This window comes from Flavobacterium sp. ZE23DGlu08, from assembly GCF_030505335.1.
Lineage (GTDB): Bacteria > Bacteroidota > Bacteroidia > Flavobacteriales > Flavobacteriaceae > Flavobacterium > Flavobacterium algoritolerans.
In genome coordinates, this window is record NZ_CP130045.1 from 1,794,597 (window position 1) to 1,813,124 (window position 18,528).

At 35.0% G+C, this 18,528-nt stretch carries 13 protein-coding genes and 1 tRNA gene; 8 read left to right on the forward strand and 6 right to left on the reverse strand.

The features are described from left to right. Nucleotides 1-47: 47 nt before the first annotated feature. The 3 genes from Q1W72_RS07865 to Q1W72_RS07875 all read right to left on the reverse strand — a co-directional run bounded on the left by Q1W72_RS07865 (nt 48) and on the right by Q1W72_RS07875 (nt 3,111). Nucleotides 48-533 carry a hypothetical protein gene (locus Q1W72_RS07865; RefSeq protein WP_302137825.1) on the reverse strand — a complete coding sequence of 162 codons (486 nt, stop codon included), beginning with the start codon at nt 531-533 and terminating at the stop codon, nt 48-50. A 349-nt stretch (nt 534-882) separates the two neighbouring features. Then, on the reverse strand, nt 883-2,802 hold the full coding sequence (locus Q1W72_RS07870; protein WP_099713808.1) for a glycoside hydrolase family 97 protein: 1,920 nt from the start codon (nt 2,800-2,802) through the stop codon (nt 883-885). Nucleotides 2,803-3,031: 229 nt separating this feature from the next. Further along, nucleotides 3,032-3,111: transfer RNA gene (locus tag Q1W72_RS07875), tRNA-Leu, on the reverse strand. Between the two features lie 219 nt (nt 3,112-3,330). Here Q1W72_RS07875 and Q1W72_RS07880 point away from each other — a divergent pair. The 8 genes from Q1W72_RS07880 (at nt 3,331) to bioB (ending at nt 11,555) form a co-directional block, all read left to right on the forward strand. Beyond that, the gene (locus Q1W72_RS07880) at nt 3,331-4,272 is read left to right on the forward strand and encodes a ribose-phosphate pyrophosphokinase (RefSeq protein ID WP_099713818.1); all 942 of its coding nucleotides are present in this window, start codon (nt 3,331-3,333) and stop codon (nt 4,270-4,272) included. Nucleotides 4,273-4,362: 90 nt separating this feature from the next. Beyond that, nucleotides 4,363-4,974, forward strand: coding sequence for a 50S ribosomal protein L25/general stress protein Ctc (locus Q1W72_RS07885; protein ID WP_099713819.1), 612 nt, complete (start codon nt 4,363-4,365; stop codon nt 4,972-4,974). Between the two features lie 295 nt (nt 4,975-5,269). Continuing rightward, nucleotides 5,270-5,944, forward strand: a complete 675-nt coding sequence (pth, locus tag Q1W72_RS07890) for an aminoacyl-tRNA hydrolase (RefSeq protein WP_302137827.1) — start codon at nt 5,270-5,272, stop codon at nt 5,942-5,944. A 152-nt stretch (nt 5,945-6,096) separates the two neighbouring features. After that, entirely contained in the window at nt 6,097-8,136 is a 2,040-nt protein-coding gene (locus Q1W72_RS07895) for a T9SS type A sorting domain-containing protein (RefSeq protein WP_302137828.1), read from the forward strand. Between the two features lie 98 nt (nt 8,137-8,234). Continuing rightward, nucleotides 8,235-9,176: a bifunctional riboflavin kinase/FAD synthetase gene (locus Q1W72_RS07900; RefSeq protein WP_302137829.1), complete on the forward strand. Its 942-nt coding sequence runs from the start codon at nt 8,235-8,237 to the stop codon at nt 9,174-9,176. Between the two features lie 114 nt (nt 9,177-9,290). Beyond that, the gene (locus tag Q1W72_RS07905; protein WP_282743963.1) at nt 9,291-9,740 is read left to right on the forward strand and encodes a hypothetical protein; all 450 of its coding nucleotides are present in this window, start codon (nt 9,291-9,293) and stop codon (nt 9,738-9,740) included. A 226-nt stretch (nt 9,741-9,966) separates the two neighbouring features. Beyond that, entirely contained in the window at nt 9,967-10,404 is a 438-nt protein-coding gene (locus Q1W72_RS07910; protein WP_302137831.1) for a hypothetical protein, read from the forward strand. A gap of 65 nt (nt 10,405-10,469) precedes the next feature. Beyond that, a complete protein-coding gene (gene bioB, locus Q1W72_RS07915; protein ID WP_099713823.1) occupies nt 10,470-11,555 on the forward strand; it encodes a biotin synthase BioB in 1,086 nt (361 codons plus the stop codon). A 64-nt stretch (nt 11,556-11,619) separates the two neighbouring features. Here bioB and Q1W72_RS07920 read toward each other — a convergent pair whose 3' ends face one another. The 3 genes from Q1W72_RS07920 to Q1W72_RS07930 form a co-directional block, all read right to left on the reverse strand. After that, nucleotides 11,620-15,477, reverse strand: a complete 3,858-nt coding sequence (locus tag Q1W72_RS07920; RefSeq protein ID WP_302137832.1) for a T9SS sorting signal type C domain-containing protein — start codon at nt 15,475-15,477, stop codon at nt 11,620-11,622. Nucleotides 15,478-15,708: 231 nt separating this feature from the next. After that, nucleotides 15,709-17,025, reverse strand: a complete 1,317-nt coding sequence (locus Q1W72_RS07925; protein WP_302137834.1) for a T9SS sorting signal type C domain-containing protein — start codon at nt 17,023-17,025, stop codon at nt 15,709-15,711. Continuing rightward, nucleotides 16,982-18,514: a G8 domain-containing protein gene (locus Q1W72_RS07930; protein ID WP_302137835.1), complete on the reverse strand. Its 1,533-nt coding sequence runs from the start codon at nt 18,512-18,514 to the stop codon at nt 16,982-16,984. The genes Q1W72_RS07925 and Q1W72_RS07930 overlap by 44 nt, the downstream gene beginning before the upstream one ends. Nucleotides 18,515-18,528 lie beyond the last annotated feature (14 nt).

Sequence of the window (18,528 nt, forward strand, 5' to 3'; positions counted from 1 at the left end):
ATTAAGCCAAATGCCCAGCTTGCTTGTAGCGTGTGTTAGCAGTTGGCTTATTCATTTATGGACTTTAGTAATTCGTTGGCTTTTATAAAGACTTTCACCTCTTCTCTTATATCGTCATAACTTTTTAAATTTGTTAGAGGAGTTATATTTTGATTTTGAAAATAAAATCTCTTTTTATTAAATAAGTTTTTTTTTCCACGCAATATAAACAGCTCAACGTATATGGGTTTTGTATTATAGTAATAATATATCCAAAATTCTTTTGAGTCAGTTTGGTTATAATTAATTCTCAAAATTTCGTTCGAGTATTTTAAAATTCTAGTATTAATTTTACTTGATGTTGTAGGTTCACCATTAATTTTTGCGTGTCCAGGAATTTCATAAATACTTTGAATTTCTTCAGGAGTAAAACTAGAAATACTATCAACATATTTTACATGAGATTTAATAAAATTGATTTCAATTAGATTATCAATTTTTTTTTGACCAAATAAAAATATTGGTAATAGTATCAGGATAATTTTTAGTTTCATTTCAATATTATTTTTTCTTTTAGCATTTAGCTTGCTGCTAACTAATATATACACGAAACAAATCTTCGCATATACACCCAAAAATGGGTAGATTCACGAAGGTTTGTTTCGCTTTATCTCTTTTCAAATATATTAAAATTTTCTTACAAATTATAAAAAAGCCTTTTCATGTGTTGGAGTCATTTGACGCTAACACTACTTGAAATCTAGATTAGAAATAAGGTATTGGACATGCAGAATTCCCTAGCCCTGATTGCAACGGAAATCCTTTTCTTAATCCTGTCTGGGTTTACCCAGACAGGATTAAGAAAAGATTGCAGTGTAAAGCGGGAAATAGCTCCTGAAAAAACTAAATCTTCACGACAAACCCTCCATGAGGTTTCATAGTTACTTTTAATTTGGTACTTTTTGATACTGTTTTTTGCTGAAATCCGTTCTCGTCTTCGGCGATACTAAAACCTTTGGAATTAGTTACAAAAGACAAATCAATTTCTATTTCTTTGGCAGTGGTTTCCCCGTTAATCCCAACGATATGCCATATATTGTCTTTCTTTCTGGCCATGATAATGTACTTTCCCGGATACCCATCAATAAATTTAGAATCATCCCAATTCGTTGGAATGTCTTTTAAATAATCGACTACATAAGCAGGCATTTTAGCCATTCCGTCAGGCGTTTCGGCCATGTGTTGAATTCCGGATAAGAATAAAACGGGCAAGGCTAATTCAAATGCTGGAGTTGTTTTTCGGGTAATATTTGGAATAGAATCCAAAACCATTGGTGTAAAATCCATGGGGTCAAAAACATTTCGGGCAAAAGGGAGCATGGCACAATGTGTTGGGGCTAAATCAGCAATATCTTGAAAAAAAGTAATGTATTCATATCCTTTTACCGCTTCAGTCGTAAGCAAATTTGGATACGTGCGTTGCCAACCTCTGGGTAAAGTAGCTCCATGTAAATTAATCACTAATTTATGCGCCGCAGCATCGGTCAGCATATCATGGTAATACGCAATCATCGATTGTCCGTCGCCACCAAAAAAATCAACTTTGATTCCCGCAATTCCCATTTCATTCAATCTGGTAAACTCCCGAACTCTGTCGGCATGGGTAATCAATTTACTTTTTGGATGGTATTCCGTACTGTTCCAGGATCCTGATGAATTGTACCAAACGAGTAATTTCACGTTTTTACCTTTGGCGTAAGCCGACAATTCTTTCATTTTTTTATCGCCAATTCGGGTATCCCAATCGGCATCTATCAAGCAATACGGCCAATTCATAGCAGCGGCATAATCAATAAATTTATGGGTAGTTTCATAATTAACCGATTCATCTTTCAGCAAAACCCAGCTCCAAGACGCAATTCCGCTTTTTATAAACGAAGTGTCTGCAACCGTTGACGGATCGGCTAAATCTGTTCCCATCGTACTTTCGGTAATGGTTTTGAGTGACCCGATAGTAATGATGCGCCAAGGCGTGTACCAAGGCAAAACAGATTCCGGATTCAATGCTCCGTTAGGGAAAATTTCTTCTTTTTGCGGAAAAGTTACCTGCATTGCTTTGGCTGTATCATTATATACCAATCGGCTCCCGCAATAATTGGCTTGCAATCCTGTTTCGGAAATCAAAACCCAAGTATCATTGGCATGAAACAAAGCCGGATACACCCAACCTTCTCCTATTGCAGGTTTTGTATTTACGGGAACGCCCATCGCATAATGCTCTTCATAGGAAGGATTGGTTTCTTTCCATCCGGTTTTGGCTTTGGACATGGGTTGCAACCACGCTTTTGTGGTGGTGTCAAAATTATAAGTAGTTTTCTCTTCAACTATTTTTTTAATAGCTGTCGAAGTTTCTGGAAAATGGTATCGCAACGCAATTCCATCGTGGGATAGTTGAAAAATAACATTCATTCTTTCCCCTTTATTGTTTTGCAAGCTAACCGTGTATTGATTTGCGGCATAAGCGATTTTTTTTCGTTTCCCTTGCAGCATCGAATAGTTGGATTGAATTGGTTTCGATTTAGAAACGGCCACTATCTTTAAATCCGTATAAAAATTAGCGTCTTCTCTGACAATCCCCAAATCAGAAGTATTAACAACCAATTTATCTTTGAAGAAAACCTTGTAAGAAGGCGTTTTCTTTAGGTTTAGACTAAATTCAATTTTTATTGTTTTATCCGAGTTGACAAAAAAATAACGGGTTGGTTTCCCCACAAATGAAGACAATGACAGCGCCAAAAAAGCTAGCAAAACTATTTTTTTCATAATTAAGTGTTTTATTTACACTTACAAGAATACAAAAATAAAATTGTATAAATAACGATATCGTTAAAATTTTCAAACTCTATTTAGAATATCACAAAAAAAACGTTTTGGGGTATAAAACTGCTACAAGTGAACCGATAATCAAGTGATTAACGCCATATTAATGGATATTTCAGGAGAAAAAAACCATCTAAAACCAAAAAAACCGCTTCTTTCGAAGCGGTTTTTGTACCCGGAGCCGGAGTCGAACCGGCACGGTTTCCCACAGGTGTTTGAGACCAGCGCGTCTACCAATTCCGCCATCCGGGCTTAGCTAGACATGAAATAACAACAGTTATTTCAACGCAATAAAAGATGTGATTGTGTTTAAATCAACCATCAATTCCTTTAACACGGTGCAAATGTAAAAAATAATATTAAATGTTCTACTAAAAATACTTAATTTTTTCCTTTCAGAGTTGAATAAATTTTATAAATTTGCACCTCGGTAAAACGAAACACACTAACTAACTACAAAACAACAAATTAATGTCACACCTAGAACCAGAAGCTAAAATTTTTGCTTGTTCACAAAGTGTCTATCTTGCAGAAAAAATAGCAGAGCAATACGGAATCCCATTAGGGAAAGTCACCATGTCAAAATACAGCGACGGTGAATTTCAGCCTTCATACGAAGAGTCTATCAGAGGATTACGCGTTTTTATTGTTTGTTCGACTTTTCCAAATGCAGATAATTTGATGGAATTGTTATTAATGATTGACGCTGCAAAACGTGCTTCGGCAAGACATATAACTGCAGTAATTCCTTATTTTGGATGGGCAAGACAAGACAGAAAAGACAAGCCTAGAGTTCCGATAGGGGCAAAATTGACAGCGAAATTATTAGAAAGCGCTGGGGCAACACGAGTAATGACAATGGATTTGCATGCCGATCAAATTCAAGGATTCTTTGAAAAGCCGGTGGATCATCTTTTTGCTTCAACTATCTTTTTACCTTATGTAGAAAGTTTAGGTTTAGACAATTTGACTATTGCATCACCTGATATGGGAGGTTCTAAAAGAGCTTACGCCTATTCTAAATTTTTAAATTCAGATGTGGTTATCTGCTACAAACAGAGAAAAGCTGCTAATGTGATTGACACCATGGAATTAATTGGTGAGGTTAAAGGTAGAAATGTAATCTTAGTAGATGACATGATTGATACCGGAGGCACTTTGGCGAAAGCCGCCGATTTAATGATAGAAAAAGGAGCTTTGAGCGTACGAGCAATTTGTACCCACGCTATTTTATCTGGCGAGGCTTACGAAAAAATTGAAAACTCAAAATTGAGCGAATTAATAGTTACCGATTCTATTCCGTTGAAGAAAGAATCAAACAAAATAAGAGTGTTGAGTTGTGCGCCTCTTTTTGCTGAAGTTATGCACATGGTGCACCACAACAATTCCATTAGTGGAAAGTTTATAATGTAAGACATAAGTCTTAAAGTTATAAAGTCATGCCGATAGCCAAAAGCTGGAAGCCAAACAAGTAATATTATTAATAACTATATTTTTTTTACAATGAAATCGATTACAATTAAAGGATCAGAAAGAGAAAGCGTGGGTAAAGTAGCAACTAAAGCCCTACGTAATGCTGGATTGGTTCCTTGCGTATTATACGGAGGAAATCAGGCAGTTCATTTCTCAGCAGAAGTTATGGCTTTCAAAAACTTGGTTTACACTCCAAACGCTCACACAGTTGAGATCGATCTTGGAAAAGGAAAATCATTTAACGCTATTTTACAAGACATTCAGGTTCACCCGGTGTCTGACAAGATTTTACATATTGACTTCTTTCAAATTTTTGATGACAAAGAAATCACTATGGAAGTTCCAGTAAAAATCGTTGGTAACTCTAAAGGAGTTATGGCAGGTGGAGATTTACGTTTGAACAACCGTAAATTAAGAGTAAAAGCATTACCGAAAAATCTTCCAGATTTCGTTGAAGCTGACATTACACCACTTGACATGGGTAACAAATTATACGTTACTAAAGTACCTACTCCAAACTTCAAAATCATGCACCCAGACAATACAGTTATTTGTCAAGTGAAGATTTCTCGTGCGGCTATGAAAGCAGCTCAAGAAGCAGCAAAAGCAGCAAAAGCTCCTGCAAAAGGAAAGAAAAAATAATATTTTTTCAATCATTCAAGAAAGCATCAGTTGTAAAACTGGTGCTTTTTTTATTTAATCTGAACTCGTTTCAGATTCTATTTCTAAACCTGTTTCAGATTCTATTCAGGAGCACAGCTATCCATCTTCACAACAACTCTTCTCCTGCTGTATGTTACAATCTTTTTATCCAGAAACAAGTTCAGGATAAAAAGGATTTCCACTCCCATCAGGGCTATCCAGAAATATTATGCTCTCCTTAACGATTTTCTAAAATCTAATAGTCCAATACTCTAATTAAGTTTATTTTTGCAACATGATAAAATGGATTTCAAATTTATTCTCATCAACAAACACAGATGACAATACGGATTATATAAAACCAGAGGTTCACAAACACAAAAAAAATAATATAGAAAGCGTGAGTAATAAATTTTTAATAGTTGGACTCGGTAACATTGGTGCCGAATATGTAAACACACGTCACAACATCGGATTTAAAATAGTGGATTTTTTGGCTCGTAAAGAAGGGATTTCTTTCGAAACTGTAAAACTGGGTTCCCTTGCTCAATACAAATTTAAAGGAAAAACTTTTTTTCTTTTAAAACCAAACACGTACATGAATTTGAGCGGAAAAGCAGTGAAATATTGGATGGATAAAGAAAATATCCCTTTGGAAAATATTTTTGTGATTACCGATGATTTGAATCTTTCCTTTGGAACCATCCGCATTAAACCGAAAGGAAGTGATGGCGGACACAACGGGTTAAAGAACATCAATTTGGTACTGAACACGCAAAACTACACTAGATTCCGTTTTGGAATCAGCGACGAATTCAAAAAAGGGAAACAAGTTGACTATGTTCTTGGCGAATGGGATGACGCAGAAAAACTGGCACTTCCTGAACGATTAGAACTGGCCTCGGAGATTATAAAATCATTTGGAGCCGCAGGGCTGGAAAATACGATGACCACATTTAACGGGAAATAAAATCGGTACATTCCTGACCATTAATCAAATGGATTTTGAATTAATTTGTATTACACGATAATAATAATTAATTTTAATGCATCTTTATTAATTATCAGAAAAATTGACCTCTCATATCAAAATTTTTTAGATAAAATCAACGAGCTTATAACATGAAAAAAATTACTTTTATACTCCTACTCTCCCTTTTTTTTTCAGCCAATTATTCGTTTGCTCAAGTAAATAATTCAACTGAAGTCATCCTTTTTGGTAAAAAGAAAATTATCAAACAAGGTTCTTTCATTCGTTGTGCAACTACAGAATACGAAGAGTATTTGAAGTCCAAAAATCCGAATAGACTATCTACTTCTGAATTTGAACAATGGATTGCTCCAAAAATTACAATTGAAAAAGAAAAAATAAAAAACACCTCTAAAGTATTAAGACAAAACGCAGTCATAACAATTCCGGTTGTAGTTCACGTTATTCATAATGGAAACCTGATAGGTTCCGAGGAAAATATATTTGACCAACAAGTAATCTCGCAAATTCAAGTACTGAACGAAGATTTTAGAAAAAAATCAGGAACTCCAGGTTTTAACACCAATCCTGTTGGAGCCGATGTTGAAATTGAATTCGCGCTTGCAAAACGGGATCCTTCGGGAATTTTATCAAATGGAATAAACCGTGTAGACTTAGGAAAAGAAAGCTGGTCAACTGATGAAATTGATGCAATTGTAAAACCTCAGACACAATGGAATCCTGAAAAATATCTTAACATTTGGGTCGTTAAATTCACGGGAAACAATCTTTTAGGATATGCACAATTTCCAAACGCATCCGGCTTACCGGGAATAAATGCCAATGAAGGTCCAGCTAACACTGATGGAGTTGTAATAGGTTATGCCTTTTTTGGTTCATCAAGCTACTTTCCAGGAGGAACATACGTAACTGATTATGACAAAGGAAGAACAACCTCACATGAAGTAGGACATTGGCTTGGACTAAGACATATTTGGGGAGATGGAGATTGTACTGTAGATGATTTTTGCGCGGACACTCCAAATGCAGGTCAAGAAAACCAAGGGTGCCCGGTAGGAGTTGATTCCTGTCCCGCCTCTCTAGGGCTTGATATGATTGAGAATTACATGGATTATACGAATGATGCCTGCATGAACATATTCACAGCAGACCAAAAAACTCGTATGATAACCGTTATGAACAATTCCACAAGACGAGTTTCGTTAAAAACTTCTGATGCACTTGTTCCGGGAGTCACTTTTGCTAATGATGCCTCAACTATGATTGTAACTCTAAATATTAACTGCAGTAAAAATTTCTCGCCAGTCGTAAAAATTACAAATAAAGGAACCTCTCCTTTAACCCAAGCGTCCATACAATATGGCATTGATAATCAAAACTTACAAACTTATAACTGGACTGGCAATCTTGCCAATAATCAATCACAAGACATTACTTTAAGCAGCTTAACTACAACGGTAGGGAACCATAATTTTAGCTCCACCATAACTAGTGTAAATGGAACGACTGATCAAAACGCTTCTAATAATAGTAGTACAATTAATTTTGAGATTGCAGACAATGTAAACTACTCGTCTAATACCATAAATTTCTCCCTGCAACTTGACCGTTATGGCTCAGAAACTACATGGAAACTAACAAACACCGCAGGAGTAATATTGTATGAAGGCGGACCTTATACTGATACTCCGGTAGCTGGACCGCTACCAGCACTAATAACCACCAGTTTTAATCTTGCTAGCAACGACTGTTACACTTTTTCAATATTTGACAGTCAAGACGATGGTATTTGTTGTAAATACGGAGCGGGATCTTATGTTTTAAATACCCCGACTGGTGAGGTTATTGCATCAGGAGATGAGTTTGGAGCTGGTGATACAACTAAGTTCAGCATCAATTCACTAGCAACTAATGACGTTAAAAACTTAAATTCAGTTTATCTCTATCCAAATCCAACCTCTAACTTATTAAATATCGTTGTTGAAAATAAATTAGACGCTCCCGAAGCTTACACTATTATTAACAGCTTAGGTCAAATAATAAAATCGAAAAAAATCGAATCAGCAGAAGACCTTAGTGTAAATGTTTCTAACTTATCGCAAGGCATTTATTTTTTAAAATTATCGAAAAATCAATCCGAAACCAATACAATTCGGTTTATTAAAAAATAAAAAACATAAAATGAGCTAAAAAAGGATTGAAGTTTTCAATCCTTTTTTAGTTATATCGATTGGATACCTTAAATTTGCACTATTATAAAACACTTGCTTTGAAGATTTTCCATTCTATAAACGATTTCAGCTCCACAAAAAAAACGATTCTAACCTTAGGCACTTTTGACGGAGTACACATTGGGCATAAAAAAATCCTAAAAAAATTAACCCAATCCCGAAGCGTCGGGACTGAAAATCAAAAATACGAAAGCTTAGTTCTTACTTTTTTCCCTCATCCTAGAATGGTCTTACAAGAGCATTCTGACATAAAACTGCTCAATACCATAGACGAAAAAATAGATTTGCTAGAAAAGATTGGTATTGAAAACCTTGTTATCCATCCTTTTGACGAAGCTTTTTCGAGACTAACCGCCGAAGAATTCGTGAGTAACATTCTTGTTAATCGATTTCATATCCAAAAAATAGTTATAGGTCATGACCATCGATTTGGAAGAAATCGAACGGCAAACATTGATGATCTTATCGCTTATGGAAAAGAATATGGTTTTGAAGTAGAACAAATATCAGTTCAGGAAATCAATGACATTTCGGTAAGCTCTACAAAAATCAGAAATGCGCTATTAGAAGGAGATATGGCTTTGGCCAATGATTATTTAGGATACAATTACTTTCTAACCGGAAGTATTATCCAAGGAAAACAATTAGGAAGAACAATCGGTTTTCCTACTGCCAACTTAAAAATCGAAGAAAATTACAAATTGATTCCGCAAAACGGAGTTTATATTGTAAAAAGCATAATTGATGGACAAAGTGTTTTTGGAATGATGAACATTGGATTCAATCCTACTGTCAACGGACAAAAACAATCTATTGAAATTCATTATTTTGACTTTAATGCTGATTTATACAATCAAAAAATCAGCGTTTCAATACTGCAGCGGATTCGTTCAGAACAAAAATTTGAATCTGTTGACCTCCTAAAAGAACAACTTGAGAAAGACAAAAAAACGGCACTCGCGTTCTTAAATAAATTTTAATTCTGAATAAAAATCTTTTATATTTTCATAAAAAATTGCTATTTTTTCTGTAAATTTGATTGTAATATACTGTTTATCATAAAGGTGTAATTTTTAAATTTTAAAACTGGCCATATGAAACTACCGAAAGAATTATTGAACGGATTTATTATTTTCATTGGAATTGGACTTTATTTCTTATTAATGGAGGCTTTAGGTCTTGCTGATTTATATTATTTACGTCTGATTAATGTACTGTTTGTATTTTACGGAACTCAAAGAACCTTAAAATCAAATTTTGCTGAAGGTAAAACTATATTGGTTTCCAATGCTGTTTCAGCATTAATCACTTCACTTACAGGAATATTTTTAAGTATCATTGGACTGATAATTTACAGCTTTTCAAAGGGAGGCGATGCCTATGTAAGCTCATTGTCAAAAACCTTTTTATTTGGAGGAGATCCATCCGTGATGACCTATTCTATTTCCTTGTTATTTGAAGGAATCGTATCTGCCGTAATTGTTACATTCATGCTAATGCTGTATTGGGACACCCGTTACGCTTCAGACAAACACCAAAATTGATTGAATCTATTTTACTTTTAGACCTTAAAGAAAAAATAATTCATAGCTGTAATAAAAGAATACAGAACAAATATTTCACTGAAAAAACACCAAAAGTATTTATCGAAAAACGATAAATAACACCATTATATAGCAATAGATTTCAAAAAAGAATACTACTTTTTACTTCACATCGCTATTCTATTGCATAATGAAGTTTGTTTTTTAATTTTTAAAAACGAATCGTATGAAACTACCAAAAGAGTTATTAAACGGGGGAATTATTTTCATTGGAATTGGAGCATATTTTTTACTCATGAATGCACTCGGCTATGCTGATTTATTTTATTTGCGTCTTTTGAATGTGTTTTTTGTATTTTACGGTGTCAACAGAACAATTGAAATGAATATTAATGAAGGTAAAAAAAACTTTGTTGACAATGCAGTTTCGGCAATGATAACTTCACTAATAGGTGTCTTTTTAAGCATCATAGGATTAGTGACTTACAGCTACATGAATGGAGGCGACGCCTATGCAAAATCCTTACCAATGACTTTTTTATTTGGCGGAAACCCTTCGGTAAATACTTATTCGATTTGCTTACTTTTTGAAGGAATAGCCTCTTCTGTAATTGTTACTATGTTGCTAATGTTATATTGGAACAACCGTCATATAACCGATTAACTTAGCTATTGCATTGCTTCTTTAGAACAATTTAACTACTTTTGGTCCATCAAAAAATCGCATCGATGAGTATTACAAAACACAATTGGACGAAAGACGAAATTATCGCAATATATAATAAACCTATGATGGATTTGCTTTTTGAAGCAGCTTCTATACATAGAGAACACCATGACCCTAATGTGGTACAGGTTTCGACATTATTATCCATAAAAACTGGTGGATGTCCTGAGGATTGTGGCTATTGCCCACAAGCAGCAAGATACCACACTGAAATTGAAGGCAATGATTTAATGTCAGTTAGCCAAGTGAAAGCGCAAGCTTTACGCGCAAAATCAAGCGGATCTTCACGTGTGTGCATGGGAGCAGCTTGGAGAAACGTAAAAGACGGCCCTGAATTTGACCAAGTGCTTGAAATGGTCCGTACCATAAACAAACTGGATATGGAAGTGTGCTGTACCCTTGGAATGATTACTGAAAACCAAGCACACCGATTGGCAGAAGCAGGTTTATATGCCTACAACCACAATTTAGACACTTCAGAAGAATATTATAAAGAAGTAATTTCAACTCGCGGATTTGAAGACCGTTTGCAAACCATAGAGAATGTTCGTAAAACGAATGTTACTGTTTGTAGCGGAGGAATAATTGGTATGGGGGAAAGCATAGAAGACAGAGCAGGAATGCTTGTTGCACTTTCTACATTGAACCCACAACCTGAATCTGTGCCAATCAATGCATTGGTAGCTGTTGAAGGAACTCCTATGGAAGAAGAAAAACCGGTAGAAATCTGGGAAATGATTCGAATGGTAGCCACTACCAGAATTATCATGCCTGAAACTCAAGTACGTTTATCAGCCGGAAGAATGAATATGAGCCGCGAAGGTCAAGCCATGTGTTTCTTTGCTGGTGCCAATTCTATTTTTGCAGGAGATAAATTACTTACTACACCAAATCCTGATGTAAATGAAGACATGAAAATGTTTGAAATGTTAGGTTTAAATCCACAAAAACCATTTACAAAAGTTTCTCAGCCACAAACCGTTGAAGCTGAAGATTCTCAATTTGCACCATTGGGCGAAAAACCAAAATGGTCAAGACCAGGACATACTATTGAGAGAAATCTTGAAGCATCCGGTAAAGAAAAATAAATATCGATTCAAATTAACACAAAAACCATCTGTTTTGAACAGATGGTTTTTTTATGCCAATATTTTAATAAACTACCTTTCTTACAACTGAATGACCATTTTGTAAAACTATATTTATCACTAATGCCTGATGATTCGACGCCAAATTAAGTAACGAGAAATCAATATCATTTATATTATTCCTTTGATATATTTTTCTTCCAGCCAAATCATATATTGAAATTTCATCGATGAACTCTTTAGTAGAATTCACCTGTAATTGTTTGTTTTCATTGAACACTAAAACTGATTCTTTATCTTTTTCAAGTTCACTCAAAGCCAAAGTTTTATCGGTAAAACGCAAGACAAAACGATCATTAAAAATTCCAACAGCAGTATTAAAAGTTAGATTTTCATTCTTTAAATTAGTAATATTGTTGTTGAATTTATCCTCAACAAAAACATTTTGGCGCGCTAATAATTCATCCGCTTGATCGATTCTAATCGTAAAAGCACCCGCTATCGTAGTAGTAAACCCTAATTTAACTTCGTCAGTTTCTTCAAATGGTAAAGCCCTGCCTTGAATTGCCAAATTCTTATCTTGAATAATACTGTAAAAATCTAAATATTCATTGCCATTAAAACTTTCACCATCAAAAGAATTATCAAAATCATCAGTCGCCCCAGTTGCATAACCCAGTAATATTTGTTTGAAAGCACCTTCACTATTATATAAATCCAACCAAATGCGATGTCTTTCAATATCATTTGTTTTTGCTTTCTTGGTCGTATTTAATTTAAAAAAACTTGAATTCTGCCCAATCAATCGCATACTATTATTGAATTTTGCAATTCCGCCACCATTGATAGCAGTGACAAAAAAAGCTTGAGCAGAAGCAATTTTGCCATCTGGCTTTGTATTATTAACACCTGAACTCAAAGACGCACTCGTACCAACACCTCCCAATGAATTATAAACTGCATAATCATCCGAAGTATATATATTATTATTAATCGCAGTATTATGCGTCCAGAAGTAAATGGTTCCCTCTAAAATTCCATTATTTGCATTGATAAATAAATTGGCATCAATCGCTGAAGGATATGGATTCCCAATAAGATTCGACGTATCTGTAGCACCAACTGGAATTGATACCAATCCATTGTTAGGAACACCAACAAACACTGCTTCATGATACCCTTTAACTGCACCCGAAAAAGATTCTGGACCACGGATAATATATCCTTTACCAACCGTCATTGCAGTTGTTGAAAGCTCATTGAACCATGAATCTGATAAAGCATCAAAAGAATAAAACTTGTCCAAAGGTGTATTTGGAGACACATCAATCAATTTTTGATTTAAAACCGGAGAAGACCAATACGTATAATCTGTTTTCAGGATTGGTGTCGTTTTTCTTTTTAACTGAATAATTCCTGTATTGCTCACCTGATCCTCGGATTGATAAAGTGCCGCATTGTTTTCTAAAATCAACGTGCCTAAACCCGAATAATCAAAAACTAATCCCAGAGTATTTCCGTCTGGAACAGTAACCGTATTTCCCAAACTAATTGAACAAGAACAGGAATTTACGGAAGCAAGTGAGCTGTAATTACCATTGAAAATTAATGTTCTTTCAACGGAAGGCAGCCCATTACTCCATGTAATCCCGTTCCAAACAGAACTATTTGTACACAGTTTAATTCGGGCTACACGATGCTTTGTTATTCCAGAAACAGAATTGAAACTTCCTCCAATAATTACTTTATTATTTGGCGTAAAGCAAGTGCTAAACAGCGTACCGTTTAAGTTTACGGAAAAAGTAGTGTCATAAACTCCCGAAGAAAGCAATCTCAGCATTCGTTTTACAGCAATTCCATTATAAGTTCCCGAGAAAGTTCCGCCAAGTAAAACCCGGTCATCCGGCTGAACCAAAATAGTTCTAATCTCTCCATTACTAAAACCTGCTCCTGATGCAAAAGTGGCATCCAGACTCCCGTTGCTATTCAGCCTCAGAATTCTTTTTGCGGAAGCACCTCCATAACTTAAAAATGTTCCACCAACAATCAATTTATTATCAGACTGTAAGGCAATTGCATATACATTTTTATCAAAGCCAATACCAACAGAAAAACCGGAATCAATACTTCCGTCAGTATTCAAACGAATCATTCGATTATAAGAAACTCCATTAAAAGTAGCAAAACGTCCCCCTAAAACTATTTTTCCATCCGGTTGCAACAAGACCGCTTCTACTATAGCATCAGCACCTAAACCTGTATTGAAAGTGAGATCAAGAATTCCATTGGGCAATAACCGGGCAATTCTATTCACCAAAATCCCACTATAACTTGTGAAATTTCCAGCAATAATTATTTTGCCGTCTGGCTGCAATGCGAGCGCATAGATTTGATTATTTGAGCCTAATCCTGTGATAAAAGTGGGATCTAAAAGCCCGTCAGGAAGAATTCTGGTTATTCTATTTGCCAGTACACCATTGTAAGTTGTAAAAACTCCAGCTAAAACAATTTTATTATCCGTTTGTATTATTGCACTTCTAATAGTATTATTTGCACCAGCACCAGATGCATTAAATGAAGAATCAACTGCACCGTCTTCAGACAAACGTGAAACTCTGTTACAAATAGTTCCGTTGAATTTCGTAAAACTACCAAATGCCATTGTTTTGTTATCTGATAAGGAAAGTACCTTCAAAACTGAATTATCAAAACCTACTCCAGCGGTAAGATACCCAATGTCTAAAGCTCCGACAGGATCAACTTTGGCCAATCGCCCTTGATTTTGTGAATCAAAAATGGAGAAAGAACCTGCTACATACCAAGAACCGTCAGAAGCATTAGCGACATCCAGAACTGACGCCGAGAATGGACCTGCTCCAATATCAAATATTGGATCTAAAATTCCATTAGAACTTAAAAACGTCAATCGATTTACATCTATTCCGTTATAAGTACCCGTGAAAGAACCTCCAACCATAACGGCTCCAGCCGAATTTAATTTAATAACCTCAACAACACCACCATTAAATCCTAAGCCTGAAACAAAACTGACATCAATAGAACCATGTATATTCAGGCGAACTATTTTATTTGCTGTAATTCCGTTATAGGTTACAAAATCCCCACCTGCAATAATTTTCCCATCAGGTTGCAAAGCAAGAGCCGAAACACTAGCATTAAAACCCGAACCTATCACAAAAGAAGTATCAGCACTACCATCAGTATTTAATCTGATTATTTTATTTTTACTAATTCCGTTGAAAGAATCAAATGAACCTGCTAAAACTATCTTTCCATCAGGCTGAATTTGAACTTCTTCCACTACTCCATTAGCCGCGGATCCAGTGATAAAGCTAGCGTCTAAATTCCCGTTAGGTAAAATCCGGGCTACTCGATTAGCTGTGATTCCATTGTATTTAGTAAAGCTACCTACAATAACCACGCTCCCATTAGTTTGCAAAGCTAGTCCATACACTATTCCACTACTTGCAGCTACCAGAGTATTGAATGGAGCATCAATGGAGCCATCACTATTCAATCTAATTAATCGGTTTGCACTTATTCCATTAAAGGTTGTAAAGGAACCTCCTAAAATTATCTTGCCGTCTGGCTGTATTAAAGAACAATACACTTTACCATTAAAACTTGCACCTAAATTAAAGGAAGTATCCTTAGACCCATCTTGAAATAACCTACATAAATACGGAGTTATTGCTCCGTTAAAATTCAAATAATCACCTCCTACAATCAGTTTACTATCTGGTTGCAAAGAGACTGTTCTAACAGTATTATCAAAACCGTCCCCTTGCAAACCATCATCATAAACATTAAATGTTGCATCTGATTTTCCTTGTTGAGAATATGCCTTATTTTGAAACAAAAGACCAAATACTATAGCAAAGTAAACTAATATTGTTTTCAAATTTAGATTGGATTTAGGCCGCTATTATGAATCTTGATACGACTCATAATTTCAACTTTGGTTAATAACATCTATAAATGTAAACACAATGACTCCCTTACACAATACCCACATTTAGTGATATTTAGCCTAAATCAAGAAATATTTTTGCTTTTATTGCTGCAAAAAAAATCCCATCCTGAACAAACAGAATGGGTTTTTTATATACGACTATGAAATTATTCTATTGTTCTAATAAATAACTTTTTTAGAGATTTCTTTTCCATTGGCTAATATCACTTTGACTACTACTAATTGTTTATTCAAAGTAATATTTGACGTGCGGAATTCATTACTATTTACAGCTTCTTTATCAAATATTTTTCTTCCAAGTAAATCAAAAACTGTGATTCGTTTTATACTTTCAAGTTCAGATTTTATTTTTAATTCATTCTTATCTTTAGAAATTAAAACCGAATTATCAAATTCACCAACATTGTCTGTTCCTAACGTTTTTTGTGTAAAAAGTAATACAAAACGATCATTAAAAGCTCCTACTCCAGTTGAAAAACTATAAGCTCCTTCTTTTAGATTTTTAACACTATTAGTCATTTTATCTTCGATAAAAACATCTTCAGAGGTTAGTATTCCATCCACTTGATCAATACTTATTGAGAAAGTCCCTGCAATTGTAGAACTATACCCTAATACTACCTCATCATTTTTATCAAATGGCAAAGCTCTACCCTGTATGGTTAAGTTTTTATCATCATTGATACTATAAAAATCAACAAACTGATTTCCATCAAAACTTTCTCCATCAAAAGCATCATCATAATCGTTAGTAGCATCAGTAACATACCCAACTAACATTTGTTTGAAAGCACCTTCTGAATTAGTTAAATTAAGCCAAACACGGTGTTTCTCAATTGCATTCGTTGTTTTTGAGCTTTTGGCAGTCCTGAAAAATTGGGAATTATTTACACCTAAAGCACCTCCAGAGATACGCATACTATTATTAAATATGACATCTCCACCAGCTACTTTACCCGTTGCAAAAAATCCTTGACCAGCAGCAATCTTACCATTAGGTTTATTTGATGCTTGCTCTACTCCTCCTACAAAATTACCAATTCTTGTTGCAGTCCCTCCAGTTAGATTATAAGTAGCATAATCATCTGATGAATAGGCATAAACACCAGTCCCTGGGTTGCTAACCCCAATACCCATTGCTGTATTATGCGTCCAGAAATAAAGGGTTCCATCTAAAACGGAGCTATTTGTTGTTAAAAACAAATCTGCATTTAAAGCGGATGGATAAGGATTACCTATAAGATTCGATGTTTCTCTTCCTAAAGATGGAATAGTAACATAAATGGGGCCATTATTTGGCACCCCTTGAAAAGGAGCTTCATAAAACCCTGGAGGTGGTATTGTCTCATAATGAGGACCTCTAATGATGTACCCAAGACCTATTGTCATTGTATTAGCAGAATCCTCTTGATTCCAATCATCTACAACTGCATTAAATGAATAAAAAAAAATCAGAAGGGGTTTTAATAGAAACATTTTTCAATATTTGCCCTGTAACTGGTGAAGACCAATAAGTATAATCTGTCTCTCTAGTTGTAGAATTACTTCTCATATAAGTTATACTTCCTATATTATTTGAAGCAGCATCATTAGTCTGTAGCAAGCTGGCATTATTTTGAAATATTAATGATGCATTTCCAGCAACATTTAGTTCATTAACTACTGTTAAAGTACGACCAGATTTTATAGTTACAACTGCGCTACCTATAATTTGACATGAACATCCTGACAAATCTAAAGCTGGATCTATAGCTGGAGGATATGACCCAGCAAAAACTATATTTGAGCCTCCCACAGGAATACCGTTTGACCATGAAGTACCATTCCAAGTTGTTGTAACCGGATTGTTAATGGTTACACTAGATGATGGTATAGAGATGCAAGTTCCCAATGTAGCCGTAAGTGTATAACTTCCCGCTGGTGCAGTTACTGTGTTTCCTGAAATTGTAACTCCAATCGACGGACTTACAGCATAAACATAAGATGCATTGTAATTAGTTATTGTAAAACTTCCAGTTAAACTTGTACAAGTTAGGTGTATTGGAGTGCTTAGAGTAGGTTGAGATAGTGCATTATTAACCGTCAATACCGCATAATTTCCATTCTTTACACAAGAAGGAGATCCTCCAGTAATTTTAGCTCTATATTTGTAATTATTCATTCCGGTAGTAACAGCAGTAATGGTAAGAGTTGATGAAGTTACTCCAGAATAAGAGACGGAATTTGCTAGGTCTACCCATCCCGATCCATTTGTATTAACCTGCCATAAATATGTAGGGGAGCTTGCAGTGGTTGTAACAGTGAAAATAGCATTTGAACCTGAACAAGTAGAAATATTAGCTATATTACTTATTGTAAATGGACAAGTTCCTCCGTATACATATTGGTTAACAAGAGCTACCAAAGCCGAAGTTTCTGTATTGGTTGTAACTTGAGTTCCTGGCACAACATCCGCATCAATAGTAGTTGGTGTTATTGCAACGGTTGCGTTAGGATTTACAGCATAAATTTGTTGATTCGCTTGAATAGAACCTTGAAGATTAAAATCACCTATAATATTTCCTCCTACAATAACATTTCCTAAATTTTGTAGAGTAGATGTAGATGGGGTTGTCAAGTCACCAACTATTATAACATCTCCTTTATCAAAATCAGTGGTTCCGTTATTTGTGTAATTACCTAAAACGATAAGAGTTGTAGAAGAGTTACCATTCTCTATAATTTTAAAATTTCCTGCAGGCACAGAAGGTGGTTCAGTTGTTCCTGCAACAACCTCAAAGTTACCATATACAATAAGCTTTAAAGTAGTATTAAGTGTCAGCTTACCAATAACACTTATACTCTTTGCTTCTGCATTTACATCAATAGTCACAGTTTTGCCAGAAGGAATTATTACATCGTCTGTTGATGTCGGAACACCACTCGGAGTCCAGTTATTAGCAATATTCCAATTTCCAGATGTCACATTATATGTTTTTT

Excerpts from the sequence above, each read along its gene's own strand:
- Q1W72_RS07865 (WP_302137825.1), bottom strand. The coding sequence starts at position 533 with ATGAAACTAAAAATTATCCTGATACTATTACCAATATTTTTATTTGGT.
- Q1W72_RS07870 (WP_099713808.1), bottom strand. The coding sequence starts at position 2,802 with ATGAAAAAAATAGTTTTGCTAGCTTTTTTGGCGCTGTCATTGTCTTCA.
- Q1W72_RS07880 (WP_099713818.1), top strand. The coding sequence starts at position 3,331 with ATGTCACACCTAGAACCAGAAGCTAAAATTTTTGCTTGTTCACAAAGT.
- Q1W72_RS07885 (WP_099713819.1), top strand. The coding sequence starts at position 4,363 with ATGAAATCGATTACAATTAAAGGATCAGAAAGAGAAAGCGTGGGTAAA.
- pth (WP_302137827.1), top strand. The coding sequence starts at position 5,270 with ATGATAAAATGGATTTCAAATTTATTCTCATCAACAAACACAGATGAC.
- Q1W72_RS07895 (WP_302137828.1), top strand. The coding sequence starts at position 6,097 with ATGAAAAAAATTACTTTTATACTCCTACTCTCCCTTTTTTTTTCAGCC.
- Q1W72_RS07905 (WP_282743963.1), top strand. The coding sequence starts at position 9,291 with ATGAAACTACCGAAAGAATTATTGAACGGATTTATTATTTTCATTGGA.
- Q1W72_RS07910 (WP_302137831.1), top strand. The coding sequence starts at position 9,967 with ATGAAACTACCAAAAGAGTTATTAAACGGGGGAATTATTTTCATTGGA.
- bioB (WP_099713823.1), top strand. The coding sequence starts at position 10,470 with ATGAGTATTACAAAACACAATTGGACGAAAGACGAAATTATCGCAATA.
- Q1W72_RS07925 (WP_302137834.1), bottom strand. The coding sequence starts at position 17,025 with ATGTTTCTATTAAAACCCCTTCTGATTTTTTTTTATTCATTTAATGCA.